Origin of the sequence: Vibrio palustris, assembly GCF_024346995.1 — a bacterium.
Taxonomy (GTDB): Bacteria; Pseudomonadota; Gammaproteobacteria; order Enterobacterales; family Vibrionaceae; genus Vibrio; species Vibrio palustris.
Genome location: NZ_AP024887.1, coordinates 1 through 26451 on the forward strand (window position 1 = coordinate 1; position 26451 = coordinate 26451).

Below are 26451 nucleotides of genomic sequence, written 5' to 3' on the forward strand. Positions count from 1 at the left end.
AACGACCTCAGGTAATCTGTTAAAGCTAAGGAAAATTAAAGGATGCGTATTCTACCTTCTTTCGGCTGTCTATTAAATCGGTTTTATTGATTTTTAATGATCCCTTTAAAGACTTAATATATATAAGATCTTTATATAGATCTCTTATTAGATCTATTATTAGGATCGACGATCTCTGTGGATAAGTGATAAATGATCAATGGGATCATGGATCTTACGTGGATCAGAACTTGTGATCATCAACTGATCAACACAAGGAGAAGCTGGGATCAAAATGGGCACTTATACACAGGGGGATCCAAACTCTAAACTTGTTCATGGGATAACTAACGGTTGATCACCGGATAACCGCCTACTTATCCACAGACCGTTTGCTTAAAAAAACATCAGTTGAACGGAAGGGATGTGTTAAAAACAACGAATACATTTCATATAGAGATAAAAAAAGCGACCATCGGTCGCTTGATTCAGAGTAAAAAAACCATTATTCAGTGAATTTATGCGCTACTGTCGTGAACCATTCCTCGGCAGCATCTTCCGGAACAGGGTAGTTTTGAACATCTATAGTGCAGCATTCTGTTAGTGGTGTGGCACCAATATCTTCTAATAAAGCATAGGCATGTTTACCTGCACCACAGAAGGTATCATAGCTAGAATCACCGATAGCAACGACTGCGTATTGTAAGCCTTGAGCGCGCGGTGGCGTGTCTTGAATATAAGAGATAAAAGGTTGGATATTATCTGGGTAATCCCCAGCACCGTGAGTCGAGGTAACGATCAACCAAATGCCTGTTGCCGGAATATCACTAGGATCTGGTTGGTTATGTATCGTGGTTTCCAAGCCTTGTGCTTCGAGCAAATCATTAAGATGATCCCCGACATATTCAGCACTACCGAGCGTACTGCCTGTAATAATATGGATCATGATAGTTTTCCCATTACTTAGAGTAGAATGCGTGTCTATCCTAGACGATTTACCGTTGTTTTGGCTATCGTAAAGTTATGTATATAACTCAGTAATCAACGAAAAGAGCATAGATTTTGTGCGATTTGATAATGTGGATAGACAAAAAAAACCCTAACCTGTAAAGAAAAAAGGCTAGGGGATTCATTGGATGTTGTGATTTTCAGGTGGGCTATTTACCGATACAGAAAGAAGAGAAAATCTTACCGAGTAAATCATCAGAGTTGAATTCACCGGTAATCTCATTCAAATGCTGCTGAGTGATACGCAGCTCTTCAGCAAGGATTTCACCAGCCATATAACCTTCAAGCTGTTCACGCCCTGTGAGAAGATGCTCAGAGGCTCTCTCGAGTGCATCTAAGTGACGACGGCGTGCCATAAAGCCACCTTCTTGATAACTAGAAAAGCCCATGCAGTCTTTCAGGTGATCACGCAGGGTTTCGACGCCTTGTCCTGTTTTCGCTGATAAGCGAATTAACATGGAGTCATCTTTTTCAGTTAGACCCAGCGTTTCCTCGGTTTGGTCGACTTTATTACGAATCACAGTCATACCGATATGCGCCGGTAACCGGTCGACAAAGTCTGGCCAAATCTCTTTGGGATCGGTGGCATCGGTTGTGGTGCCGTCGACCATGAATAAGACGCGATCGGCTTGATTTATTTCATCCCAAGCGCGTTCAATGCCAATTTTTTCGACGGCATCGGTTGAGTCACGTAGACCGGCGGTATCGATGATGTGCAATGGCATACCATCAATATGAATGTGTTCTCTTAGTACATCACGAGTGGTTCCGGCAATATCGGTGACAATCGCGCTATCCTTTCCTGAAAGTGCATTGAGTAAGCTAGATTTACCAGCGTTAGGGCGACCAGCAATTACCACTTTCATCCCTTCACGCATGATTGCGCCTTGGTTTGCTTCTTTACGTACTGCATCGAGATTGTTGATGATGGCATTCAGATCGCCTAGCACTTTGCCATCGGCTAAAAAATCAATTTCTTCTTCCGGAAAATCAATCGCCGCTTCAACATAAATGCGTAAATGAATCAGCGATTCCACCAGCGTATTAATGCGTTTAGAGAATTGTCCTTGGAGTGATTGCAATGCTGATTTTGCCGCTTCTTCTGAGCTGGCATCAATCAAGTCAGCAATGGCCTCTGCTTGAGTTAAATCCATTTTGTCATTCATGAAAGCTCGTTCAGAGAATTCACCAGGGCGCGCTGCTCGTATTCCAGGAATCATTAAAATACGTTTAATCAACATATCGATGACGACAGGACCACCATGGCCTTGTAACTCTAAGACATCTTCCCCCGTAAACGAATGTGGGTTAGGGAAGAATAGCGCGATGCCTTGGTCTAGCTCATGGCCATCATTATCCTTGAAGGGTAAATACTCGGCATAGCGAGGGCGCAGTGTTCTACCTGTCACTGCAGTGGCGACTTGTGTAGCAAGCGGGCCTGAAACTCGAATAATACCTACACCACCGCGCCCTGGGGCGGTAGCTTGAGCGACAATGGTATCTGTAGTCATAACGTTACCTAAACCGGATTAATAAGTGTCGTATTGTAATCAGCCCAACAAAAAAAGGCGACCTTTCGGTCGCCTCTATCTTTGACTATTTGCGTTTACTTGGTCTTTTTAGGGACTTTAGTATGCAAGCCTTTTTTCTCTAGGCCTTTATAAATCATCGTTTGTTGAATCAAAGTAACGATGTTTGACATCAAGTAGTACAGAACCAATCCTGACGGGAAGAACAGGAAGAATGCTGAGAAAATCACTGGCATAAAGGTCATGATTTTCTGTTGCATCGGATCCGTCACGGTTGATGGACTCATTCTCTGAATCATGAACATGCTGATGCCCATTAATACAGGTAAAATGTAGTACGGGTCTTGTGCAGACAAATCATGAATCCAACCGAAGAATGGCGAGTGACGCAATTCTACTGATTCCATCAATGCCCAATATAGAGAGATGAAAATAGGCATTTGCAAGAAGATAGGTAAACAACCACCCAGTGGGTTTACTTTTTCTTTCTTGTACAAGGCCATCATTTCTTGGCTCATACGCTGACGGTCATCGCCGATGCGCTCACGCATTTCCTGCATTTTTGGTTGCAGCATACGCATTTTCGCCATTGACGTGTACTGCGCTTTGGTTAGCGGGTACATCGCACCACGAACAATTAACGTCAAACCAATGATAGCTAGACCCCAGTTACCCACAAATGACTGGATAAATGATAGGAGCATGTGCAGAGGTTTGGCAATAAACCATAACCAGCCGTAATCGACCACAAGGTCTAGATGATCCGCGGTTGCTGCCATGGCATCTTGCAGTTTTGGACCAACCCAAAGGGTGGCTTTAAACTCACCGTTTTGGTCATTGGCAATGGTCTTATCTTGCGTACGAATACCGATATCACCGTATTGGTTTTTCACACGGGTATAAAGAATTGGATCATTTTCGTCACGAGGAATCCACGCAGCGGCAAAGTAATGCTGAATCATCGCTGCCCAACCTTTATCATCTTTCAAAGTGATATTAAGGTTTTGGTCTTGCATGTCATCAAAGCTGTACTTTTTGTAGCGAGTCTCTTCTGTAGAGTAAGCACCACCATGATAGGTTGGCATAGCAAGGCTACCGCCAGACTCTTTCAAATTCTGACGAAGGTGCATATCCATACGAACGTTTGCAGGCTTACCAGATTGGTTTTTAATGTTGTAAACCATATCCAGTGCATAGCTGCCACGTTTTAGAATGAACGTTTTGGTGTAAGTAATGCCATTCGCTTTATAAGTCAGGGGCACTTCAATCTGCTTCTGATCTTTACCCATGGTGTATTGGGTTTGCTTAGCCGCATAGACAGTACGAGTGTCGTTATGATCCGTACCTTGTGGCCCATTGAGGCTACTTTGCGCGATAAACTGTTCAGAAGGAGATTTATGTAGTAACACGAACGGGTTATCTGAATTTAGTTTATCAGAATATTTGTTCAGTTTTGCTTCAACAACATCACCACCAGCCGTATTAATGGACAGAGTTAATACATCCGTTTTTACGGTAATCAGTTTTGCCTTGGCGTTATTTACAGCCTTCTCACTTAATGCCTTCGAAGATGAAGTCGCAGTGTGAGAGGATGAAGCTTCGGTATTACTCGTTTGAGTCTGTTCAACTGCTGGTTTCGCCGGAGTCTTATCCGCATTCCACTCGTTGTAGAGCAGGAAAGACACTAACGCTAAAGCAATTAACAGAATATTACGTTGAGAATCCATCGTTATTTATCTCTGTCTTGTTTTTGGACTGGTGGAACGGGGTCAAAACCCCCTTCATTCAAAGGATGGCATTTTAATAGACGTTTGCCTGATAACCAACACCCTTTTACAAAACCGTGAGCTTTCAATGCTTCTATTGCATACGAAGAGCAAGTAGGAGTGAACCGACATCTTGGGCCGATGAGCGGACTAATTATCCACTGGTATAGTTTGACTATACCAATGGCTAACCATGTGAAGGGCGAGACAGGCGTTTCCATAGCTTATCGAATAACTTAAATAGTTCCTCATTGGATAAATCTTGCGCACTTTTTTTGGCTATAACAACAAAATCTTTTTTGGAAAGCTCGTGTTGTTTAAGTCGAAAGCTTTCTCGTGCAATGCGTTTAAAACGATTGCGACCAACGGCTGTTTTGATTTGCTTTTTTGGAACGGCTAAACCTAAACGAGGGTGAGAAAGATTATTAGCGCGGGCAATTATGGTGAAATGAGGAGAGCCAGCTCGATGAGCTTGCTGGAAAACTTTTTTATAATTCTCGGGAGTTAACAAACGTAACTCCCGATTAAACGCATTCGTTTTCAAAATAAACTAACGATTATTTTGAAAGGCGCTTACGGCCTTTTGCACGACGTGCGTTAATTACTTTACGACCGTTCGCAGTAGCCATGCGTGCACGGAAGCCGTGAGAGCGCTTGCGCTTTAGAACTGAAGGTTGAAAAGTGCGTTTCATTGTTTAGTACCTTACTGATCAGTAGTTTTTAGGTTCATTAAACCCGGCGTGGGCAATTGTCGAATCTCATTGTATAAGAAAGGACATTCCGACGCCTCTCAACAAAGAGGCGGAATTGTAATCAGAGACGCGTAACGTGTCAATGATTCGAATGAGCCATATTACACATTAACGATATCGTCAACATGATAATAACAACTCATTTCGGTCGAATGATTATACGGATTATCGATAAAACAGCAAGGATCCTCACTCGATCCCGACTTGATTTAAGAATTTTTTCAATTTTGGATCCTGTGGATTATCGAAAATATCCTGTGGAGAACCTTGTTCAACAATGGATCCTTCGGCCATGAAGATCACACGATCGGCGACATCTCTAGCAAATTGCATTTCATGGGTTACCACGAGCATGGTCTGATGCTCTTTCGCAAGCCGTTTCATGAGAGCTAGTACTTCACCAACCCATTCTGGATCTAAAGCGGAGGTCGGTTCATCAAATAAAAGCAACTCTGGCTTTAAAGCCATCGCTCTGCCAATACCAACGCGTTGTTGTTGGCCTCCTGAAAGCGCGGCAGGGTAGCTTTCTCCCTTATCGCCTAGGCCAATATCATTGAGAATGGTCTGTGCTTGCTCGTACGCTTTCCGTTTATCCCAGCCTTGTACCGTAATTAGGCCTTCCGCGATGTTTTGCTGCGCAGTCATATGTGAAAATAAGGCATAATTTTGAAATACAAAACCAGTTTGACGACGTAAAGCAGTGACTTCTTTACTCGTATGCTTCGCTGCGTTGATTGTGACATCCCCGATCTGAATGGTTCCTCGATCAGGTTGCTCTAAGAAATTAACACAACGTAATAACGTCGATTTACCTGTACCACTCGATCCGATGACGACAATAATCTCACCAGATTGAATCTCAAGGTTAATACCTTTAAGGATGTCACTGTCTCCAAACTTCTTATGGATGTTATTGAGTTTTATCATCGTTCATACGCCTTATTGAGTTTATGTTCAGCCCAGTACTGTACTCGTGTCAGGATGACGACCATTGCCCAGTAAATTAACGCAACAGCTAAATAGGCTTCGAAGAACTTAAAGCTCGAAGAGGCTTCCATTTGTGCTTTTGCCATGATTTCAGTGACGCCTAGCGTGAACGCCAAAGAGCTGGATTTGATCATATCGATAAAATGATTCATTAACGAGGGCAGTGCAACACGTGATGCTTGAGGAAGAATAATGCGACGCATTAATTGTGGTTTCGTCATCCCAATGGATAAACTGGCTTCCATTTGGCTGCGATCGATCCCCACAATTGCTGCTCGAATGCTTTCCGACATATAAGAAGCAAAATGCAGCGTTAAACTAATAATAGCGGCGGTAAAAGCATCTAATCCTACTAGCGCAGGAATAATTTGCGGCAACCCATAGTAGAGCAAAAACATTTGCACTAAGAGTGGCGTACCGCGGAAAAAGCTCAAATATAATTGTGCTAGCTGATTGAGCACTGGCACTTTGAACACCCGAATGAGCGCAACAGTAATGGCGAGCATTAATGCAAAGACTAAACCCCATAGAGCCATAGAGACCGTTGTGCCTAGATACTTAAATAGTATCGGCATCAAATGGATCATGTAGTCAAAATCAAAACTCATAGGTCGTTCCTATTGAAAAGAAATAAAGGTGGGAAAGATTACCTTTCCCACCTTTATAAGTTGTGACTGAATCACAGTTATACCGTGAGACTTATTTAGTAATATCGGTATCAAACCATTTTTTAGAGATTTTAGCGAGAGTGCCATCACCGCGCATCGCCTCTAGCGCTTGATTTACCTCTTTGCGTAATTCTTTGCCTTTGGCGTTTTTCATAAACGGCCATGCATTTTCGATTTTCTCAAAGGGTGAACCGGCCAGCTTCAATGGTAGACCTGATTTTCGAATTAACTCGAGTGCTGATAGGCGATCCATAACGAAGGCGTCAGAACGACCTAAAACCACATCTTGTTCAATACCAGAGTCATAGGTTTTGATATTAATCTTACCGTCTTTATCGTGCTGACGTAGTAGCTGTTCGAAGTTCGAACCTAAATTGACGGCGACGGTTTTTCCCGCTAAGTCTTGAATACCATGAATACTCTTATTGCCTTTATGTACCGTAATTTGCGCACCATCAATCACATAAGGTTCAGAGAATAAGTATTTGTCTTGGCGTGCTTTCGTCATCGTAATTTGGTTAGAAATGGTATCGATACGACCCGTTTGTAGTAATCCAAATAAACCAGAGAAACTCGCCGTGACAAATTTCACGTCGTAATGATTACGTTTACCGATCTCTTTCCAAAGGTCCACTTCAAAGCCTTGTAGCTTATCGTTTTTCATAAAGGTAAATGGAAAATAGCGACCTGACATGCCAACTTTGACGACTTCGTTTGCCGCCTGTGCAGACGCGGCGGTAAACGCAAGCGCGGCAACGGCGATAGTTAACCAGCGTTTCATATATTTCTCCTCAGTAATTATGCTGTGATCTTACTCATATTTTTAGTTTTAGTAGAAATAACGAGTTCGTATTATTCATATCAAAAATAGAATAAAACATGGGGATAAGTCACGAATAATTTACATTAGTGTGTATGATCGTGTGAGTAAGCGGGGGGTATCTAGCAGGATCAAGGGAAAACTCCGTATATATTGTGAATAACTAAGATCTTATTCACATAGAAATTTGATCATTTACTGGCGATCTGAGTTATCAACAGGTAGAATTACCAGTCTTTATCGATCAATGATTAAGAGTGAGGGAAACGTGTCGTCTTCGCTTTGGTTGCAATGTTTGCAACAGCTTCAAGAAGAGCTACCAGCAACAGAATTCAGTATGTGGGTTCGTCCGCTTCAAGCGGAGCTTAATGACAATACTCTCACTTTGTTTGCGCCTAACCGCTTTGTACTCGACTGGGTACGTGATAAGTATCTTCATCATATCAATCGTCTACTGCAAGAACATTGTGGGCACGATATTCCGAACCTGCGTTTTGAGGTTGGTAGTCGTCCGGTTGAAACGCCAAAACCACTGCCTACGCGCTCACCTGCGGATGTCGCTGCAGAGTCGTCTGCGCCAGCGCAATTGTCGCGTCGTCAACCCGTGCATAAAACTTGGGAAGATGAAGAAGAAGCGATGGCAAGCATTCATCATCGCTCGAATGTCAATCCTAAGCATAAGTTTAATAACTTTGTGGAAGGTAAATCGAACCAGTTAGGTTTAGCGGCAGCGCGACAAGTGTCTGATAATCCAGGCAGTGCTTATAATCCACTCTTTTTATATGGTGGTACTGGTTTAGGTAAAACACACTTATTGCATGCAGTCGGTAATGCGATTGTTGATAACAATCCGAATGCGAAAGTGGTGTATATGCATTCTGAGCGTTTTGTTCAGGATATGGTCAAAGCTTTACAAAATAACGCGATTGAACAATTCAAACGTTATTATCGTAGTGTCGATGCCTTACTAATTGATGATATCCAATTTTTTGCCAACAAAGAGCGTTCACAGGAAGAGTTTTTCCACACGTTTAATGCGCTATTGGAAGGCAATCAACAAATTATCTTAACTTCTGACCGTTATCCTAAAGAAATTAATGGGGTGGAAGATCGTTTGAAATCCCGTTTTGGTTGGGGATTGACGGTTGCGATAGAGCCGCCTGAATTAGAGACGCGAGTCGCGATTTTAATGAAAAAGGCGGAAGCTCACCAAATCCATTTAGCGGATGAAGTGGCGTTTTTTATTGCGAAAAGATTGCGTTCGAACGTTCGTGAATTGGAGGGGGCGTTGAACCGTGTGATTGCCAATGCTAACTTCACTGGTCGCCCGATTACGATCGACTTCGTACGCGAAGCGCTTCGTGATTTGCTCGCATTACAAGAAAAATTAGTCACCATTGATAATATTCAAAAAACAGTGGCTGAATATTATAAAATTAAGGTGGCGGATTTACTGTCAAAACGTCGTTCTCGCTCGGTTGCGCGTCCACGTCAGTTAGCGATGGCGTTAGCCAAAGAATTGACCAACCATAGTTTGCCAGAAATTGGTGATGCGTTTGGTGGACGAGATCATACGACCGTTTTGCATGCTTGTCGTAAGATTCAACAATTACGAGAAGAGAGCCACGACATTAAAGAAGACTATTCTAACTTAATCCGTACGCTTTCTTCTTAAGATCGCGCTAGTATTGGCGTGATATATTCCATTGTTTATTAGAGTTAACTATGAAATTTACCATTGAACGTAGCCACTTAATTAAATCTCTACAGCAAGTGTCAGGCTCTTTAGGTGGCCGAGCAACGTTACCTATATTGAGTAACTTATTACTTAAAGTAGAAGATAGCCAATTGTCGATGACTGCTACTGACCTTGAAGTCGAGTTAGTGAGTCGTGTGACGCTTGAAGGTGAATGCGAAGCAGGTGCTGTTACCGTCCCTGCACGTAAGTTTCTCGATATCTGCCGTGGTTTACCAGACTCTGCCATCATTACGGTGCGTTTAGAAAGCGAACGTGTGCATCTGCAATCTGGGCGTAGTCGCTTTTCACTGGCAACGTTACCTGCAGAAGACTTTCCCAATATTGAAGATTGGCAAAGTGATGTCGAGTTAGTGGTTAATCAAGGTGAATTGCGTAGTCTGATTGAAAAAACGCAGTTTTCTATGGCCACTCAAGATGTGCGCTATTACCTTAATGGTATGTTGTTTGAAGTGGATGAGCAGGTTTTGCGTTCTGTCGCAACCGATGGTCACCGCATGGCAGTGTCTACGATGCCACTGGAGGCCGATATTGCGGCAACGCAATTGATTGTGCCACGCAAAGGTATTTTGGAGCTGGTTAAGTTACTGGATACACCAGAGCAACCAGTGACATTGCAAATTGGACACGCCAATATCCGCGCTGAAGTGAATAATTTTGTGTTTACTTCTAAGCTTGTTGATGGTCGTTTTCCTGACTATCGTCGTGTTTTGCCGCAAAATACTGACAAAATCTTGCAAGCGGGTTGTGATGAGTTACGCCAATGTTTCTCACGTGCTGCGATTTTATCGAATGAGAAATTCCGTGGCGTGCGTGTCAATATGACAGGGACGGAAATGCGGATTACCGCGAATAACCCTGAGCAGGAAGAAGCCGAAGAAATTTTAGACGTGACCTTTGAAGGTGACGATATTGAAATTGGTTTTAACGTTAGTTATGTCCTAGATGTCCTTAATGCTCTGCGTTGTCAGAACGTGCGTATCTCTATGTCGGATGCTAACGCCAGTACTCTGATTGAAAACGTCGATGATAACAGCGCTATGTACGTTGTTATGCCAATTCGTCTTTAAGACGTAAAGAGCTGTTGCCGCGTAATGCCACTTACTCGCCTAGTCGTCCAGAAATTTCGAAATATTAAAGCCTGTGATATCGAGTTATCAGCAGGCTTTAACTTTCTTATCGGCCCTAATGGCAGTGGTAAAACGAGCCTCCTAGAAGCGATCTATTTATTAGGGCATGGGCGCTCATTTAAAAGTACGTTAACGGGGCGGGTCATTCAAAATGAGGCGCAAGAACTGTTTGTTCACGGGCGTTTTTTGAGCTCGGATCAATTTGAGTTACCGATTGGCATTAATAAGCAGCGTGATGGCTCAACAGAGGTTAAAATAGGAGGGCAGTCTGGACAGAAAATTGCGCAATTAGCAAAGGTTCTGCCGCTGCAGTTGATTCATCCTGAAGGGTTTGATTTATTAACCGATGGACCGAAACAACGGCGTGCGTTCATGGATTGGGGGGTCTTTCATTCAGAGCCTGCATTTTATGAAGCTTGGGGGCGATTCAAGCGCCTTAATAAGCAGCGTAACGCATTATTAAAAACGGCTACTCATTATCGCGAGTTACGTTATTGGGATGATGAGTTGGCTCGGCTAGCGGATAATATTGACGCGTGGCGCCGTCAATACGTACAACAGATTTCATCGGTCGCACAAACCTTGTGTCAGGTGTTTCTCCCAGAATTTGATATTGATTTAAAATATTATCGAGGATGGGATAAAGACACGCCTTATAGCGAGCTTCTTGAAAAGAGTTTTGAGCGTGATCAGTTATTGGGGTACACATTTAGTGGACCTAATAAAGCCGATTTAAAGATCAAAGTGGGTGGGACTCCAGTGGAAGATGTCCTATCACGAGGTCAATTGAAGTTAATGGTCTGTGCTTTGCGGGTCGCGCAAGGGCAACACTTAACCGAACTGACCGGAAAGCAATGCATTTATCTTATTGATGACTTTGCTTCCGAATTAGATAGCCAACGTCGTGAGCGTCTTGCGGACTGCTTTAAATCGACGGGGGCTCAAGTATTTGTAAGCTCTATTACGCAAAACCAAGTTGCCGACATGATTGAATCAAATAGCAAGATGTTTCATGTGGAACATGGCACAATAGAGCAAGGATAAAATAGTGAGAGAGTAACTCATGTCGAATAATTACGATTCATCGAGTATTAAGGTACTGAAGGGTCTGGATGCGGTACGTAAGCGTCCAGGGATGTACATCGGCGACACTGATGATGGCACCGGTCTGCACCACATGGTTTTTGAGGTGGTGGATAACTCAATTGATGAAGCGTTAGCGGGTTACTGTAAAGATATCGTCGTAACTATCCATGAAGATAACTCTGTGTCTGTCAGTGATGACGGTCGTGGTATCCCTACTGAGATACACGAAGAAGAGCAGATGTCTGCGGCTGAAGTAATCATGACTGTACTGCACGCAGGTGGTAAGTTTGATGATAACTCTTATAAAGTCTCTGGTGGTTTGCACGGTGTCGGTGTTTCCGTTGTTAACGCTTTATCGGAAAAAGTAACGCTAACTATTCATCGTAATGGTAAAATTAATACCCAAACCTATCATGGCGGTATTCCAGATAGCCCGTTAGAAGTGGTTGGTGACACTGATATTTCAGGCACAACCATTCGTTTTTGGCCAAGTGATGAAACGTTCACTAATATTGAATTTCAATATGACATTCTGGCCAAACGTCTTCGTGAGCTCTCATTCTTAAACTCTGGGGTGTCCATTCACCTGCGTGATGAGCGTGAAAAAGACAAATTTAACCACTATAAATATGATGGTGGTATTCGTGCGTTTGTTACTCACCTTAACCGTAATAAAACTCCAATCCATGCGAAGGTATTTCACTTCGATATCGAACGTGAAGACGGCATTGTGGTTGAAGTGGCTATGCAATGGAATGATTCGTTCCAAGAAAGTATCTTCTGTTTTACCAACAATATCCCGCAACGCGATGGTGGTACTCACCTTGCTGGTTTCCGTTCTGCGCTAACACGTACTCTGAATTCTTATATGGATAAAGAGGGTTACAGTAAGAAAGCGAAAACGGCGACTTCCGGTGATGATGCTCGTGAAGGTTTGACGGCGGTTGTGTCCGTAAAAGTGCCTGATCCTAAGTTCTCAAGCCAAACTAAAGACAAATTGGTGTCTTCTGAAGTTAAATCTGCCGTGGAATCGGCGATGGGTGAGAAACTGTCAGAATACTTAGCTGAGCACCCTGTTGAATCAAAAATGATTTGTTCGAAAATCATTGATGCGGCTCGTGCTCGTGATGCGGCTCGTAAAGCCCGTGAAATGACACGTCGTAAAGGCGCCTTAGATTTAGCTGGTCTGCCAGGTAAATTGGCCGATTGTCAGGAAAAAGATCCAACACGCTCTGAATTATATATTGTGGAGGGTGACTCGGCTGGTGGTTCTGCCAAGCAAGGCCGAGATCGTAAGAACCAAGCTATCTTGCCGCTCAAAGGTAAGATCTTGAACGTTGAAAAAGCCCGCTTTGATAAAATGTTGTCTTCACAAGAAGTGGCGACACTGATTACGGCGCTAGGTTGTGGTATCGGCCGTGATGAATACAACCCAGATAAGCTACGTTATCATAACATCATTATCATGACGGATGCCGACGTCGATGGTGCGCACATCCGTACGCTACTATTGACCTTCTTCTACCGTCAAATGCCGGAATTGATCGAGCGTGGTTACATCTACATTGCTCAGCCACCTTTGTATAAAGTGAAAAAAGGCAAGCAAGAGCAATACATCAAAGATGAAGATGCCATGACGCAATACCAAATTGCATTAGCATTAGATGGCGCATCGTTACATGTGAATGCTGATGCTCCTGCAATGGGTGGTGCGCCGCTAGAAAGATTGGTTCAAGAATACAATGAAGTCGTGAAATTGACTCAACGTATGAGCCGTCGTTACCCACATACCCTTGTGTATGAGTTTGCTTACGTTCCGCGTCTCACCGAAGAAATTCGTCAAACCGAGGCTGGAGTAGCGGCTTGGGCTGAACAATTAACGACTCAGCTTAATGGTAAAGCGATTGGTATCAGCCAATATCACTTTGATGTTGAACGTGATGAAGCGAATCAATGTTACGTTCCACGTATTAAAGTACGAACTAACGGCGTATTACATGAATACTTGCTCAGCGCTGATCTACTTAATTCACGTGAATACGCAAAAATAGCCGATCTTTCTGAAGAGCTAGATAACTTGCTTGAAGAAGGGGCTTACGTAAAACGCGGTGAACGTACCCTAAGTGTTGATAGCTTCTCGCAAGCGATTGAATGGTTAATGAAAGAATCACGTCGTGGTTTAGCGATATCTCGCTACAAAGGTCTAGGGGAAATGAACCCTGAACAGCTGTGGGAAACCACTATGGACCCAGAGACACGACGTATGATGCAAGTAACCATCGAAGATGCGGTTGGCGCCGATGAATTGTTTACAACCTTAATGGGCGACCAAGTAGAACCACGTCGCGCCTTTATTGAAAACAACGCATTGAAAGTGGCTAACCTAGACGTATAGATAGGTAGTGCTCTCCGTTGATGAAAAGCCACTCTGCAGAGTGGCTTTTTTATTGGCCGTCGTTAATTTTTCGCTTAATCAATGAATGACGTTGGACCAACTGCGCTGAGAGGGCGATTATATATCGACTTTATAAGTGGCTCTGTGTAGAATAAAAAAACATTAAAAATAAATAACTATTCACACAGGTGCGATGTCATGAAAACATTTAGTTGGTTAGCATTAGGATTGGCGCTTTTATCATCATCAAGCATTGCTGCAGATAAAGATACGATTCGCTTTGGAGTTGAGGCAAGTTTTGCGCCTTTTGAGTACAAAAAACCAGACGGTTCATTAACTGGGTTTGAAATTGATTTAGGTAATGCGCTGTGTAAGCAATTGCATAAAAAGTGCGTATGGGTTCAAGCGAATTTTGATGGCCTCATTCCTAGTCTTAATGTGAATAAAATTGATGCGGTCTTTTCGTCTTTAGGGATCACTGATAAACGTAGCAAGCGCGTTACTTTTACTAATGTGGTCTGGACGGGATATTCGTCTATGCTAAGCCGTACTCAAGCTCACTTAAAAGCGACACCAGAGTCTTTGAAAGGTAAGGTTATTGGTGTCCAGCAAGGGACGATGCAAGAGCATTATGTACGTGAACGCTTTGCAAAGCATGGCGTTGAAGTGCGTACCTATCAAGATCAAGACCAAGTTTACTCAGATTTAGTGAATGGTCGTATTGATGCTTCTTTTCAAGATATGATACAGGCGCAATTTACGTTTATTGAAGCAGGCAAAAATGCTCAGTTTACGAACCAGCAAGTAGAAGATGTATTGTTACCTGCCGATACGGCTATTGCGGTTAAAAAAGGTAATGCTGAGCTTGTGGCGCTATTAAATCAAGGATTGCAGGCATTACATGATAATGGCACCTACGATCGTATTCAAAAACATTACTTTGGTGAGCTGAAGCTATACCATAAATAATCCCAAGGATAGTATCTTAAGCAGATTGCTCACTGAGTGATCTGCTTTTTTATTTTTAGAGGTTAGATATGCAACATCACCACACGGCATTAATGTCTCCAACAATTGGTACCCAACGTTACCTGGAAAGTTTTCATTTTGGCTCGCCGGAACTGGGTAAGAAGATCTACATTCAAGCCTCGCTGCATGCTGATGAAATTCCGGGAATGTTAGTCGCTTGGAAGCTCAAGCAACAGTTAACGCAACTCGAAGCAACAGGGCGTTTAAAAGGCGAGGTTGTTTTGGTGCCGGTTGCCAATCCGATTGGTCAGAACCAACATCTTATGGATGTCCATCTTGGGCGGTATCACCTAGAAACAGGGCAAAACTTTAATCGTGATTATTTAGATACCTTTACGGATGTCAAAGCGCGTATTGAGCCACAACTGAGCGATGATCCTGCACATAATTGTCGGATTATTCGTGCTGCTATGTGTGAGAGCTTGCAACAATGGCAACCAAAAACAGAGCTGGGTTCGTTACAGAAAACCTTACAATTACTCAGTTGTGATGCCGATGTGATGCTTGATTTGCACTGTGACTTTGAAGCCGCATTACATGTGTATAGTACTTATTACTCATGGCCGGGAATTGAACCGCTGGCGAGATTATTAGGCTCACAAGCCAATTTATTGGCAAACGAAACGGGCGGTGCTCCTTTTGACTGTAGTGTAGATATGGTCTGGCAGCGTCTTAAAGAATGCTTTGGCGAGGCGATTCCCCAAGGCTGCTTAGCGGCCACGGTCGAATTGCGAGGGCAAGCCGATGTTACGCATCAAGAGAGCAACCAAGATAGCTCTGCTATTCTGCGTTACCTCGAATGGCTGGGGGTTATTGCCGTTGATGGACCAGCGCCATGTTTACCCGAAGAGGTGGCACCAAGCAGTGATTTAGGCGCGGTTGAAATGCTGGCGACACCTTGTGCAGGCATTCTAGTGCACCGCGTTAAGCCCGGTGATTGGATTACAGCGGGAGATGTGTTTGCTGACGTTATTGACCCAATTAGCGATCATGTGGAATATGTCACCGCTGCGCAGTCAGGTTATGTTTACTCAAGAAACGGGCGGCGTATTGCCACAGCGGGAATGTTGATTGGTAATATTGCTGGTAGCGCGGTGATTCGCTCTGGCTATTTACTCGCTCCCTAAATTGATAGCGGTGATTTCTTAAGCAAAAAAACGGAAAAAAATTCATTTTTTCCCTTGAAAGTGGATTGAGTGCCCTTATATATAGTGGTGAAGAGGAAGCCAATAGGGCCTCAGGAAACGGATTCGATAAGTTGCTCATGAGAGGATTTATCACCGTTATATACAACTCGTAAATGGCCTCATGTCGAATGAATGAGATGCCATCCCTAAGGTAACAATTAGGGCTATTGCTTAAGAAACAAGAGGATAGTTATTATGCGTACAGTAGATTTTGCTCCTTTATACCGTAATGCCATTGGTTTTGATCATCTGTTGAATCTTATGGAGTCCGGCACTGCTAAGAATACTCAAGGCGGTTACCCTCCATATAACATCGAACAAAAAGAAGAAAACCAATATCGGATTACGATGGCTGTAGCCGGGTTCTCTGAGGAAAACTTAGATATTACCCAGCAAGAAACGACATTGATTGTTCGTGGGGAGCGCAACGCTGAAGATGGCAAAAATTATGTCTATCAAGGCATTGCCGAAAGAGACTTTGAGCGTAAATTCCAACTCGCGGATTACGTGAAAGTTACCGGGGCAACAATGGAAAATGGTTTATTGCATATTGATTTGGAACGCGAAGTTCCAGAGGCGAATCAGCCACGTAAAATTGCCATTAACGGTAAATCTTTACTCGATAGTGAAGAGTAAATGCCATCAGTTAACATGATGTAAAGTAGTAAAAGAGCGCCTATTGGCGCTCTTTCTTATTATAGAAAAGCAAATTAGCTTAGACGTTTTTATAAGCGTTATTCACTTCTTCAGCAATAATGCGGATCCCTTCACGCATCTTTTCTTCATCTTGTACGTAATTCATCCGTAAGCATTGATGAGCATGATCCCATTCTTCTTTTTGACCAATAAAGAAATATTCGCCAGGGACAATTAACACCCCGCGTGCTTTGAGGCGTTGGTACAATTCCATTGTGGTAATCGGTAGTTCGTCAAACCATAACCATAAGAAAATCGCTCCTTCTGGCTTATGGATACGAAACCGCGGATCCGGGAGCGCTTGTTGGAGCATCTCGATAGTGTGTAGTGACTTCTGATGATAGAAAGGTTTAATGATGGTTTCGCTGACGCGGAGTAAATCATTTTTCTCTAACATACGTAAAGCCAAGGCCGGCCCCATGCTACCTGGCGCTAAGTTAATGATGCCACTCATACTGGTTAGGGCTTGCGTGACTTCTTCACTGGCAATCGTGATGCCACAGCGCAAACCAGGGAGTCCGAGTTTTGACAAACTCATACATAAAATGGTGTTCTCATTCCAAAATGGTTCCACCTCTTCAAAGATAATATTGGGAAATGGTAGTCCATATGCATTATCAATGATCAAAGGGATATTGTTATCCCGCGCTAGCTGATCTAGTTTGTGAATTTCTTCATCTGTGAGTACGTTACCGGTTGGATTGGTTGGACGTGATGCACAAATGGCCGCGACAGATTCATCAATATGTAGCTGCTCAAAGTCGACGTGATACTTAAACAGTCCATTCTCTAAGTATTCAATTTCTGGATGATAAGAAACGAAAATATCATCATCAATTCCTGCATCTCCGTAGCCTATATACTCAGGGGCTAGCGGTAAAAGAATTTTCTTATGTGAGCCATCTGGCTGGTGGCCCGCAAAAAGGTTAAATAATGAGAAAAAGCCACTTTGGCTACCATTAGATAAACTGATATTTTTTGAACTGATATTCCACCCATAGCGCGCTTTTAATAGAGCGGCTAACTGCTCGATAAAGGCGTCTTTCCCTTGCGGCCCATCATAGTTAGTCATTCCGGCGATAAGGCTACCATCTTGTAGCATTTCTTCGCTGATGGATTGGAAGTAAGTCAGCATCTCTGGAATCGCAGCGGGATTGCCGCCGCCTAGCATGATCGCACCTGGCGTTCTTAGACCATCATTGAGATCTCCCATCAATTGGGTTATGCCGGAATTACGATTAAACTTTTCTCCAAATGTTGAAAATTTCATTACTCGAGTACCTGATTCTTGTGTTTGCTTATAATTATACGATGAGGTGCGCCCCATCTTATTGAGTTATTATTGACCATACCGGATTCAAATACTTGCGCAACGAATAATTGTTTTTTTGCAAAAAAAAGGCCCAACGCAAAACGTTGGGCCTTTTCATAATCAATATTAGATGATTATGCTGTTTTTTGAATTAACGAAATATCAGCAATTTGCAGGAATAAGTTACGCAATATGCTTAGCATCGTGAGACGGTTCTGTTTCAGTTTGGCGTCATCGGCCATTACCATCACATTATCAAAGAAAGCATCAACCGGAGCACGCAGTGTCGCCAATTGAGTTAGTGCTTCTTGATAGTTACCCGTCGCAAACGCCGGCTCTAAAGCTTCTACCATGATAGAAACCGCTTTAGCGAGAGCTTTTTCTTCAGCTTCTTGTAACAAAGACAAATCGATGTCATCAGACAATTCGCCATCGTACTTCGCTAAGATATTACCGACACGCTTGTTAGCTGCGGCTAATGCTTCGGCTTCTTCAAGTTCACGGAAGTGAGATACTGCTTTAACACGTTGATCGAAGTCAGCAGGTTTGGTCGGTGTCCGTGCTAATACCGCTTGGATGCTATCAATGCTGAAACCTTCATCTTGGTACCATGCGCGGAAACGACCTAGCATGAAGTCCAATACGTCAGATTCAACTTTATCATTGGTGAGCTTAGTACCAAACAGCGATTTAGCTTTAGATATTAGATCAACTAAATCAAGATCGTAGCCGTATTCTACAATAATACGTAGTACACCAAGAGAGGCACGGCGTAGCGCAAATGGGTCAGAGCCTTTCGGGGCTTGGCCAATACCAAAAATACCGACGATCGTATCGAGTTTATCTGCCATCGCGACAGCGGCCGAAACGCCGCTGCTTGGTAATTGATCACCTGCATAACGTGGCATGTATTGCTCGTTGAGCGCCACAGCAACGGCTTCGTCTTCACCGTCGTGACGCGCGTAGTGCATACCCATCACGCCTTGAGTATCGGTAAATTCAAACACCATTGATGTCATTAGGTCACATTTCGCTAAGAGACCTGCACGTTTCGCTTGGTCGATATCAGCGTTGAGTTTGTCAGCAATGTAACCTGCTAGCTCAGTAATACGATCGGTTTTGTCTTTGATTGTGCCCAGTTTCTTTTGGAAAATGGCTTTTTCCAACATAGGTAGGCGATCAATCAGTTTCTCTTTGCGGTCAGTATCAAAGAAGAATTCCGCATCGGCTAAACGAGGGCGTACGACTTTTTCGTTCCCTTCGATGACAAAGCGTGGCTCTTTTGATTCAATGTTAGATACAAAGATAAAGTTAGGCAGTAGTTGGTTATCACCGCAGTAAACTGGGAAGTATTTTTGGTCACCTTTCATGGTGTAGACCAAAGCTTCTGCAGGCACTTTGAGATACTTCTCTTCAAACGTCGCCGTTAGTACAACTGGCCACTCAACTAGACCAGTGACTTCTTCTACTAAGTCATCTTCCAAATCTGCGCGGCCACCAAGCTCAATGGCTGCGGCTTGAGCATCAGCAATAATCGTCGCTTTACGTGCTTCATAGTCCGCAATGACCTTACCACGCTCTTCTAAAATTTTTGGATACTGCTGCGCTGAATCGATGGTGAATTCAGATTCACCCATGAAGCGGTGACCACGAATGGTTCGTGCTGATTTTACGCCAAGGATTTCACCTTCGATAAGCGTTTCATCACTAAGAATCGTTAGCGTTTTAACAGGACGGATAAACTGAGTGTCTTCATCGCCCCAACGCATTGGTTTGGCGATGGGTAAGTTTGAGAGTGCACGCTCAATCAGGCTGACAATGATCGCTTGGGTCGGTTGGCCTTTTACTTCCTGCTTATGCAGTAGCCATTCGCCTTTGTCTGTTTTCAAACGTTCCGCTTGTTCAACCGTGATGCCATTACCACGAGCCCAGCCTTGCGCGGCTTTAGTGGCATTACCATTTTCATCAAACGCTACTTTGACGGCCGGTCCACGCTTCTCAACGACTGTATCAGGTTGTGAATCGGCAAGTTCAGTGATTTTTAGCGCTAAACGACGCGGTGTCGCGTACCATTTAATGCCTTGCTGGCTGATATTTGCTTGGCTCAGCTCAGACTCGATATTACTAGCAAACGCTTCTGCCAGTGTACGCAGTTGGGTTGGTGGTAGCTCTTCTGTTCCCAGCTCGATTAAAAATTCTTGTGCCATTATCCTTTCTGCCCCTTATGCTTGGTTCGAGTTTTTACACATTGGGAAGCCCAGCGCTTCGCGAGATGCGTAATACGCTTCTGCCACGGATTTGCTGAGATCACGGATACGCAGAATATAGCGCTGGCGCTCAGTGACTGAGATCGCTTTTCGTGCATCTAACAAGTTAAACGCGTGGCCTGCTTTAAGGATGCGTTCGTAAGCAGGTAGCGGCAGTGGCGTGTCTAAAGCGACAAGCTGCTGACATTCTTTTTCACACTGATCGAAGAACGTGAATAGGAAGTCAACATCGGCGTGTTCGAAGTTATACGTTGATTGTTCCACTTCATTTTGATGGAAAATATCGCCGTACGTTACTTTGCCTAGTGGGCCGTCTGTCCACACAAGATCATAAACAGAATCAACGCCTTGAATATACATTGCTAGACGTTCAATGCCGTAAGTGATTTCGCCAGTCACTGGTTTACACTCAAGACCGCCGACTTGTTGGAAGTAAGTGAACTGAGTCACCTCCATACCATTAAGCCATACTTCCCAGCCAAGACCCCAAGCACCTAATGTTGGGTTTTCCCAGTTATCTTCCACAAAACGAATGTCATGCACTTGTGGGTCAACACCTAATACTTCTAATGAGCCCAAGTACAATTCTTGAATGTTGTCTGGTGAAGGCTTGATCACTACTTGGAATTGGTAATAGTGTTGTAGGCGGTTCGGGTTTTCGCCGTAACGACCATCTGTTGGACGACGAGAAGGTTGAACGTAAGCGGTTGCCATTGGTTCAGGACCAATCGCACGCAAGCATGTCATTGGGTGAGATGTACCTGCACCGACTTCCATATCTAATGGTTGTACAATGGTGCAGCCTTGTTGGGCCCAATAATCCTGCAGCGCGAGGATCATTCCCTGAAAGGTTTTGATATCGTATTTTTGCATAGTCAGGTTCGCGCGAATCTTATGTTTGAAATGAATAAAATAGCCTCTAAGTATACCGAGATCTTGGACGACAAAGTAGGGGTAATCTTGTTTAATTCTTGGGCGATGTTAATAAGCGTTAGCCATGCTCATGAATAAAACCCGATGTTATCTATTAATCGCGACTTTTAACCGCATTTTAGCTTGTGGTTTTTTTTATTGAACGATACTATTTCGCGGTCTTTGGGGAGTAGCTTGCTGAGTCAATCTCGTGATTCAGTTCGTTCGTCAACATAATCGCTGTCAAATAGCGTGGCGTTCGAGACTTGGTTTCCATCAAGTTTAGCAAGACCTTAGACAAACAGCACGAACCAGGGGTGGGGAGTGAGGTTTGTCTATGGTTATTAATAATAAATCCCTGCCCCCAATGAGTATGTCGTGAGTGTTTTAGCTATCTCTTTAACTACTGTTGCTTTGGCAGAAATTGGTGATCGTACCCAATTACTTTCTTTGCTATTGGCGAGTCGTTATCGTCGCCCTGTGCCTATTATTTTGGCTATTCTCGCGGCGACGCTATTGAATCATGCGTTAGCCGCATGGTTAGGGGTGGTAGTGGCAGATTACTTAACCCCAGAAGTATTAAAGTGGGTGGTCGTTGCGAGCTTTTTAAGTATGGCAATATGGATTTTGATTCCCGACAAATTGGATGAAGATGACGAGATATCGGGACGCGGTCCTTTTGTTGCGAGTTTTATTGCGTTTTTTGTTGCAGAAATCGGTGATAAAACGCAAATTGCGACGTCTATTCTCGGGGCTAAATATAGTCATGAACTGATTTGGGTGATTGTCGGAACGACTATTGGTATGTTGTTAGCTAATGTTCCTGTGGTGCTGCTTGGTAAATTATCGGCTAACCGCTTACCTTTGGCATTGATTCGCAAGGTCACAGCATTAATATTTGTTGGCCTAGCGGTGATTTCAGCCTTCTACTGAACACGACTTATTGCGTTATTATCTCATGTCTTTTTAGGCGTGAGATAACCTCATCTTTAGTGGTACGACTGCTATGCTTAATCAAGGTAAAGTATCGTGGTGAGGGAAGGTTATGTTAACGCGTTACACATCAATGACAGCAAAAAAACAAAGCTACTTATTTACAGTTGGGCTTTTACTGACTTTTTTAGGGATGACACTCACAGATATGTGGATGCCTATGGTTGTCGGGGCATTTATTTTGACCGGACTAACCGTTGAAGCTTGGATTCGAGTGTCGCATCTTATACCAATGCATGAAGACATTCGTGCACTGCGTCAAGAGATACAGCAATTACGCCATGAGAACCGTGAGAATTTCGAGCAGCAATAATTGCGTTGAGCGATGACGGTAAGAGTACGATAGGGCGGATATCCCCCCCTATCATTATCAAGCGATGCCTTTTTGAATAAGGTATAAATACGGTAGGCTTTCAGTTTGCGAGTCGATAAGCTTATGATCCATAAACCGGCAAAAGCTCGGGATATCGCGTGTCGTGGAAGGATCATCGGCTTTCACAAGTAGTGTCTCACCATCTTGCATATTGCGAATTGTCTTTCTCACCATCATTACCGGTTCAGGGCAACGTAGGCCTTCTGCTTCTAGTGTTACGGTTACTGCTTGATTAGATAAATTCATGATCAACCTACATGGGAATCGTTAAGGCGATTGATCATACTCGGGCAGAAAAAATATTCAATATGATAGGTCTTCGGCTGGGGTTAATTTTATCGCGAGTAGGACTTATTACGGCTCCAAAGAAAAAGCCCACAACGGCAGTTGTGAGCTTTTTTGGGTTGTCACCATGGACTATTTAGACAAGAAGAAGCGATAAGATGGGTTATCGGTTTCATCGTGATAATGGTAGCCAAGCTCAGATAAATGACTAGAAAATCTTGATAAATCATCTTCATTTAGTTCAATGCCACATAACACTCGCCCATAGTCAGCACCGTGGTTACGGTAATTAAACAGGCTAATATTCCAATGTGTACCTAACGTGGTGAGAAATTTGAGTAGTGCTCCAGGATATTCTGGGAATTCAAAACTATACAGGCGTTCTTGCAATGGTTTAGACGGTTTACCGCCAATCATATAACGCACATGCAGTTTTGCCATTTCATCATCAGAAAGATCTTGCACGGGATAACCAGCTGCTTGGAGATCGGTAATAATACCGGCTAACTCCTCTTGCCCTCCCATTAGGCGAACCCCGACAAAAATATTCGCGAGCTGATCATCACTATAGCGATAATTAAATTCTGTCACTGCACGGCCGCCAATCACTTCACAGAAGTTAAAAAACGCCCCTGGTTGCTCAGGGATAGTAACCGCCAGTAAACCTTCACGTTTTTCACCGAGTTCACAGCGCTCGGAAACATAACGCAAACCGTGGAAGTTGGTATTCGCACCAGATAAAATAGTCGCAAGATTTTTATCAGCGAGTTGATGTTGGGCTGCAAATTTTTTCAAGCCAGCTAACGCAACCGCGCCCGAAGGTTCTGCGATTGCTCGCGTGTCTTCAAAAATATCTTTTACCGACGCACAAATCTCATCACTGGAAACGCTGATGTGACCATCGAGATATTCTTGGCAAAGACGGAAGGTTTCGTTACCTATCCGTTTCACCGCCACGCCTTCTGCAAACAAGCTGACCTGTTCGAGTGTGACGGGCTCTCCAGCGTCTAATGCCGCTTTCAAGCAAGACGAATCTTCAGGCTCAACGGCAATGACTTTGATTTCAGGCATCAGTTGCTTGATCAGTACCGCGATACCAGCGGCAAGACCACCACCGCCAACAGGCACAAAAATATAATCGAGATGGCTATTTTGTTGTAGCAGCTCTAATCCAATTGTACCTTGTCCGGCAATGACCAGTGGGTGGTCAAACGGCGGTACAAAAGTGTAGTTATGCTGCTGGGCTAAACGTTCTGCTTCTGCTTTTGCCTCATCGAAATTGTTGCCATGCAAAACCACATTACCGCCAAAACTGCGTACCGCCGAGACTTTAATATCTGGCGTGGTTTTTGGCATCACAATAGTGGTGAGGATGTTCAACTTTTTACCAGACAAGGCCATACCTTGGGCGTGGTTACCGGCCGAGGCAGTAATCACACCGGCGGCTTGTTGCTCGGCTGACAGTGAAGACACCATATTATAAGCGCCACGCAACTTGAATGAGTGTACGGGCTGGCGATCTTCTCGTTTTATTTGGATATGATTACCCAAACGCTCTGAAAGGCGTGCCATCGCTTGAAGTGGCGTAACATGTGCCACTTCATAGACTGGGGCTTTGATAATGTGGCGCAGGTATTCTGCGCCATTAAGTTGCTCCGTGCTCATGAATCCATCCTTAGTCTTCAAGTTTCGCTTTATCGCGAACGGCTCCTTTGTCAGCACTGGTCGCCATGCTTGCGTAGGCTTTCAAAGCGAACGAGACCTCACGTACACGTGATACAGGTTTCCAGCCTAACTTGTCTTGTGTCGCGCGGCGGGCATCCATTTCGTCACTTGAAATGTTCAAGTCAATAGTACGCTTAGGAATATCAATAGAGATCATATCGCCATCTTGCACTAAGCCAATCTCACCGCCATTCGCCGCTTCTGGAGAAGCATGTCCGATAGACAAACCAGAAGTACCACCAGAGAAGCGTCCGTCGGTTAATAGTGCACAGTCTTTATCTAAGCCCATCGATTTTAGGTAAGTGGTTGGATAAAGCATTTCTTGCATGCCCGGCCCGCCTTTTGGACCTTCATAGCGAATAATGATGACATCGCCAGCTTTAATTTTGCCACCTAAAATGCCCTCAACTGCATCATCTTGGCTTTCAAATACTACGGCTGGGCCTGTAAAGGTCAGAATGCTTTCATCGACACCAGCGGTTTTAACGATACAGCCATTAAGTGCAATATTGCCTTGCAACACGGCGAGGCCACCATCTTTACTAAAGGCGCTGTCGAGTTCGCGAATACAGCCATTAGTTCGATCATCGTCTAAAGTGTCCCAGCGACAATCTTGCGAGAATGCTTTGGTGGTACGAATACCTGCAGGCCCAGCACGGAAGAACTGTTTCACTTCTTCTGAGTCAGTTTGCATGATGTCGTATTTTGCCAATTGCTCTTTCATCGACATATCTAAAATGGTGCGCGTGTCTTCAACTAACAATCCTGCTCGTTGTAGCTCACCGAGAATGGCCATCACACCACCAGCACGGTGCACGTCTTCCATATGATATTTAGGTGTTGATGGTGCCACTTTACATAAGTGCGGGATAAGGCGAGATAGGCGATCAATATCGTCCATATCAAAGTCGATTTCCCCTTCTTGTGCCGCTGCCAGCAAGTGCAGTACCGTATTCGTTGAACCGCCCATGGCAATATCTAACGCAATGGCGTTTTCAAACGCATCTTTTGACGCGATATTGCGAGGTAGAGCGGTTGCGTCATCTTGTTCATAATAACGCTTGGTCAGTTCTACGATGCGATGACCGGCATTAATGAACAGCGCTTCACGATCTTTGTGTGTAGCGAGCATCGAGCCATTCCCGGGTTGCGCTAAACCTAGCGCTTCGGTGAGACAGTTCATTGAGTTAGCGGTAAACATACCGGAACATGACCCACAAGTTGGGCAGGCAGAACGTTCGACTTGTTCACTTTGCTCATCAGTGATATTGGGATCGGCACTTTGTTTCATCGCATCGACCAAATCCAATTTGATAATTTGATCAGACAGCTTGGTTTTACCCGCTTCCATTGGGCCGCCTGAAACAAAAATCGTTGGTACGTTGAGGCGCATAGATGCCATCAACATTCCGGGAGTAATTTTGTCACAGTTAGAAATACACACCATGGCATCGGCGCAGTGTGCGTTTACCATGTACTCGACTGAGTCAGCGATTAATTCACGTGAAGGTAGTGAATACAGCATGCCGCCGTGACCCATCGCAATACCGTCATCCACCGCGATGGTATTAAATTCTTTGGCGATACCGCCGGCTTCTTCAATTTGTTTGGCAACCAATTGACCCATATCTTTTAGATGGACGTGACCTGGGACAAACTGGGTGAAAGAGTTAACGACGGCGATGATTGGTTTTCCAAAATCATCATCTTTAACCCCAGTCGCGCGCCACAAGGCACGCGCTCCAGCCATATTACGACCATGGGTGGTAGTTGCTGAACGATACTTAGGCATAATA

At 44.0% G+C, this 26451-nt stretch carries 24 protein-coding genes; 9 read left to right on the forward strand and 15 right to left on the reverse strand.

Annotation, left to right across the window (positions count from 1 at the left end; all coding sequences use genetic code 11):
• Nucleotides 1–484: 484 nt before the first annotated feature.
• From mioC to OCU30_RS00045, 9 genes are all read right to left on the reverse strand, one after another.
• A complete protein-coding gene (mioC, locus tag OCU30_RS00005; RefSeq protein WP_077315249.1) occupies nt 485–925 on the reverse strand; it encodes an FMN-binding protein MioC in 441 nt (146 codons plus the stop codon).
• A gap of 211 nt (nt 926–1136) precedes the next feature.
• Nucleotides 1137–2498 carry a tRNA uridine-5-carboxymethylaminomethyl(34) synthesis GTPase MnmE gene (gene mnmE / locus OCU30_RS00010; protein ID WP_077315248.1) on the reverse strand — a complete coding sequence of 454 codons (1362 nt, stop codon included), beginning with the start codon at nt 2496–2498 and terminating at the stop codon, nt 1137–1139.
• A 95-nt stretch (nt 2499–2593) separates the two neighbouring features.
• A complete protein-coding gene (gene yidC / locus OCU30_RS00015) occupies nt 2594–4243 on the reverse strand; it encodes a membrane protein insertase YidC (protein WP_077315247.1) in 1650 nt (549 codons plus the stop codon).
• 2 nt (nt 4244–4245) lie between these two features.
• Nucleotides 4246–4503: a membrane protein insertion efficiency factor YidD gene (gene yidD, locus OCU30_RS00020; RefSeq protein ID WP_077315246.1), complete on the reverse strand. Its 258-nt coding sequence runs from the start codon at nt 4501–4503 to the stop codon at nt 4246–4248.
• Complete coding sequence (gene rnpA, locus OCU30_RS00025; protein WP_235861884.1) at nt 4470–4793, reverse strand: ribonuclease P protein component; 324 nt, start codon at nt 4791–4793, stop codon at nt 4470–4472. Before rnpA ends, yidD begins: the two co-directional genes overlap by 34 nt.
• 46 nt (nt 4794–4839) lie before the next feature.
• Nucleotides 4840–4974: a 50S ribosomal protein L34 gene (gene rpmH / locus OCU30_RS00030; protein WP_077315244.1), complete on the reverse strand. Its 135-nt coding sequence runs from the start codon at nt 4972–4974 to the stop codon at nt 4840–4842.
• 249 nt (nt 4975–5223) lie between these two features.
• Complete coding sequence (locus tag OCU30_RS00035) at nt 5224–5961, reverse strand: amino acid ABC transporter ATP-binding protein (RefSeq protein WP_077315243.1); 738 nt, start codon at nt 5959–5961, stop codon at nt 5224–5226.
• On the reverse strand, nt 5958–6629 hold the full coding sequence (locus tag OCU30_RS00040) for an amino acid ABC transporter permease (RefSeq protein WP_077315242.1): 672 nt from the start codon (nt 6627–6629) through the stop codon (nt 5958–5960). Before OCU30_RS00040 ends, OCU30_RS00035 begins: the two co-directional genes overlap by 4 nt.
• A 91-nt stretch (nt 6630–6720) precedes the next feature.
• Complete coding sequence (locus tag OCU30_RS00045; protein WP_077315241.1) at nt 6721–7470, reverse strand: amino acid ABC transporter substrate-binding protein; 750 nt, start codon at nt 7468–7470, stop codon at nt 6721–6723.
• Nucleotides 7471–7777: 307 nt separating this feature from the next.
• Between OCU30_RS00045 and dnaA the strand changes: the two genes are divergently transcribed.
• The 7 genes from dnaA (at nt 7778) to OCU30_RS00080 (ending at nt 16728) form a co-directional block, all read left to right on the forward strand.
• On the forward strand, nt 7778–9184 hold the full coding sequence (dnaA, locus tag OCU30_RS00050) for a chromosomal replication initiator protein DnaA (RefSeq protein ID WP_077315240.1): 1407 nt from the start codon (nt 7778–7780) through the stop codon (nt 9182–9184).
• Nucleotides 9185–9234: 50 nt separating this feature from the next.
• A complete protein-coding gene (gene dnaN, locus OCU30_RS00055; protein ID WP_077315239.1) occupies nt 9235–10335 on the forward strand; it encodes a DNA polymerase III subunit beta in 1101 nt (366 codons plus the stop codon).
• Nucleotides 10336–10359: 24 nt separating this feature from the next.
• A complete protein-coding gene (gene recF / locus OCU30_RS00060; RefSeq protein WP_077315238.1) occupies nt 10360–11439 on the forward strand; it encodes a DNA replication/repair protein RecF in 1080 nt (359 codons plus the stop codon).
• 19 nt (nt 11440–11458) lie between these two features.
• Nucleotides 11459–13876: a DNA topoisomerase (ATP-hydrolyzing) subunit B gene (gyrB, locus tag OCU30_RS00065; RefSeq protein ID WP_077315237.1), complete on the forward strand. Its 2418-nt coding sequence runs from the start codon at nt 11459–11461 to the stop codon at nt 13874–13876.
• Nucleotides 13877–14074: 198 nt separating this feature from the next.
• Nucleotides 14075–14845 carry a transporter substrate-binding domain-containing protein gene (locus OCU30_RS00070; RefSeq protein WP_077315236.1) on the forward strand — a complete coding sequence of 257 codons (771 nt, stop codon included), beginning with the start codon at nt 14075–14077 and terminating at the stop codon, nt 14843–14845.
• Between the two features lie 68 nt (nt 14846–14913).
• Nucleotides 14914–16032 (forward strand): succinylglutamate desuccinylase/aspartoacylase family protein, encoded by a 1119-nt coding sequence (locus tag OCU30_RS00075; RefSeq protein ID WP_077315235.1) that lies wholly within the window; start codon nt 14914–14916, stop codon nt 16030–16032.
• Nucleotides 16033–16287: 255 nt separating this feature from the next.
• Entirely contained in the window at nt 16288–16728 is a 441-nt protein-coding gene (locus tag OCU30_RS00080) for an Hsp20 family protein (protein WP_077315234.1), read from the forward strand.
• Between the two features lie 79 nt (nt 16729–16807).
• On the opposite strand, the gene OCU30_RS00085 is transcribed toward OCU30_RS00080, so the two are convergent.
• From OCU30_RS00085 to glyQ, 3 genes are all read right to left on the reverse strand, one after another.
• Nucleotides 16808–18058 (reverse strand): valine--pyruvate transaminase, encoded by a 1251-nt coding sequence (locus OCU30_RS00085; RefSeq protein ID WP_077315269.1) that lies wholly within the window; start codon nt 18056–18058, stop codon nt 16808–16810.
• Between the two features lie 176 nt (nt 18059–18234).
• Complete coding sequence (gene glyS, locus OCU30_RS00090; RefSeq protein ID WP_077315233.1) at nt 18235–20307, reverse strand: glycine--tRNA ligase subunit beta; 2073 nt, start codon at nt 20305–20307, stop codon at nt 18235–18237.
• A 15-nt stretch (nt 20308–20322) separates the two neighbouring features.
• Nucleotides 20323–21240, reverse strand: a complete 918-nt coding sequence (gene glyQ, locus OCU30_RS00095; protein WP_077315232.1) for a glycine--tRNA ligase subunit alpha — start codon at nt 21238–21240, stop codon at nt 20323–20325.
• Between the two features lie 417 nt (nt 21241–21657).
• On the opposite strand from glyQ, the gene OCU30_RS00100 reads away from it, so the two are divergent.
• Nucleotides 21658–22212: a TMEM165/GDT1 family protein gene (locus tag OCU30_RS00100; RefSeq protein ID WP_077315231.1), complete on the forward strand. Its 555-nt coding sequence runs from the start codon at nt 21658–21660 to the stop codon at nt 22210–22212.
• A gap of 112 nt (nt 22213–22324) precedes the next feature.
• The gene (locus OCU30_RS00105) at nt 22325–22585 is read left to right on the forward strand and encodes a hypothetical protein (RefSeq protein ID WP_077315230.1); all 261 of its coding nucleotides are present in this window, start codon (nt 22325–22327) and stop codon (nt 22583–22585) included.
• A 57-nt stretch (nt 22586–22642) separates the two neighbouring features.
• Here the strand turns inward: OCU30_RS00105 and tusA are convergent, their stop codons facing one another.
• From tusA to ilvD, 3 genes are all read right to left on the reverse strand, one after another.
• A complete protein-coding gene (gene tusA / locus OCU30_RS00110) occupies nt 22643–22891 on the reverse strand; it encodes a sulfurtransferase TusA (RefSeq protein ID WP_077315229.1) in 249 nt (82 codons plus the stop codon).
• A gap of 171 nt (nt 22892–23062) precedes the next feature.
• A complete protein-coding gene (gene ilvA, locus OCU30_RS00115) occupies nt 23063–24595 on the reverse strand; it encodes a threonine ammonia-lyase, biosynthetic (RefSeq protein WP_077315228.1) in 1533 nt (510 codons plus the stop codon).
• Between the two features lie 10 nt (nt 24596–24605).
• Nucleotides 24606–26447: a dihydroxy-acid dehydratase gene (gene ilvD, locus OCU30_RS00120; RefSeq protein ID WP_077315227.1), complete on the reverse strand. Its 1842-nt coding sequence runs from the start codon at nt 26445–26447 to the stop codon at nt 24606–24608.
• Nucleotides 26448–26451 lie beyond the last annotated feature (4 nt).

Excerpts from the sequence above, each read along its gene's own strand:
- yidD (WP_077315246.1), bottom strand. The coding sequence starts at position 4,503 with ATGGAAACGCCTGTCTCGCCCTTCACATGGTTAGCCATTGGTATAGTC.
- dnaN (WP_077315239.1), top strand. The coding sequence starts at position 9,235 with ATGAAATTTACCATTGAACGTAGCCACTTAATTAAATCTCTACAGCAA.
- OCU30_RS00045 (WP_077315241.1), bottom strand. The coding sequence starts at position 7,470 with ATGAAACGCTGGTTAACTATCGCCGTTGCCGCGCTTGCGTTTACCGCC.
- yidC (WP_077315247.1), bottom strand. The coding sequence starts at position 4,243 with ATGGATTCTCAACGTAATATTCTGTTAATTGCTTTAGCGTTAGTGTCT.
- OCU30_RS00080 (WP_077315234.1), top strand. The coding sequence starts at position 16,288 with ATGCGTACAGTAGATTTTGCTCCTTTATACCGTAATGCCATTGGTTTT.
- OCU30_RS00105 (WP_077315230.1), top strand. The coding sequence starts at position 22,325 with ATGTTAACGCGTTACACATCAATGACAGCAAAAAAACAAAGCTACTTA.
- OCU30_RS00075 (WP_077315235.1), top strand. The coding sequence starts at position 14,914 with ATGCAACATCACCACACGGCATTAATGTCTCCAACAATTGGTACCCAA.
- ilvD (WP_077315227.1), bottom strand. The coding sequence starts at position 26,447 with ATGCCTAAGTATCGTTCAGCAACTACCACCCATGGTCGTAATATGGCT.
- mioC (WP_077315249.1), bottom strand. The coding sequence starts at position 925 with ATGATCCATATTATTACAGGCAGTACGCTCGGTAGTGCTGAATATGTC.
- recF (WP_077315238.1), top strand. The coding sequence starts at position 10,360 with ATGCCACTTACTCGCCTAGTCGTCCAGAAATTTCGAAATATTAAAGCC.
- gyrB (WP_077315237.1), top strand. The coding sequence starts at position 11,459 with ATGTCGAATAATTACGATTCATCGAGTATTAAGGTACTGAAGGGTCTG.
- glyS (WP_077315233.1), bottom strand. The coding sequence starts at position 20,307 with ATGGCACAAGAATTTTTAATCGAGCTGGGAACAGAAGAGCTACCACCA.
- ilvA (WP_077315228.1), bottom strand. The coding sequence starts at position 24,595 with ATGAGCACGGAGCAACTTAATGGCGCAGAATACCTGCGCCACATTATC.
- OCU30_RS00040 (WP_077315242.1), bottom strand. The coding sequence starts at position 6,629 with ATGAGTTTTGATTTTGACTACATGATCCATTTGATGCCGATACTATTT.
- mnmE (WP_077315248.1), bottom strand. The coding sequence starts at position 2,498 with ATGACTACAGATACCATTGTCGCTCAAGCTACCGCCCCAGGGCGCGGT.
- OCU30_RS00085 (WP_077315269.1), bottom strand. The coding sequence starts at position 18,058 with ATGAAATTTTCAACATTTGGAGAAAAGTTTAATCGTAATTCCGGCATA.
- OCU30_RS00035 (WP_077315243.1), bottom strand. The coding sequence starts at position 5,961 with ATGATAAAACTCAATAACATCCATAAGAAGTTTGGAGACAGTGACATC.
- rpmH (WP_077315244.1), bottom strand. The coding sequence starts at position 4,974 with ATGAAACGCACTTTTCAACCTTCAGTTCTAAAGCGCAAGCGCTCTCAC.
- OCU30_RS00070 (WP_077315236.1), top strand. The coding sequence starts at position 14,075 with ATGAAAACATTTAGTTGGTTAGCATTAGGATTGGCGCTTTTATCATCA.
- tusA (WP_077315229.1), bottom strand. The coding sequence starts at position 22,891 with ATGAATTTATCTAATCAAGCAGTAACCGTAACACTAGAAGCAGAAGGC.
- glyQ (WP_077315232.1), bottom strand. The coding sequence starts at position 21,240 with ATGCAAAAATACGATATCAAAACCTTTCAGGGAATGATCCTCGCGCTG.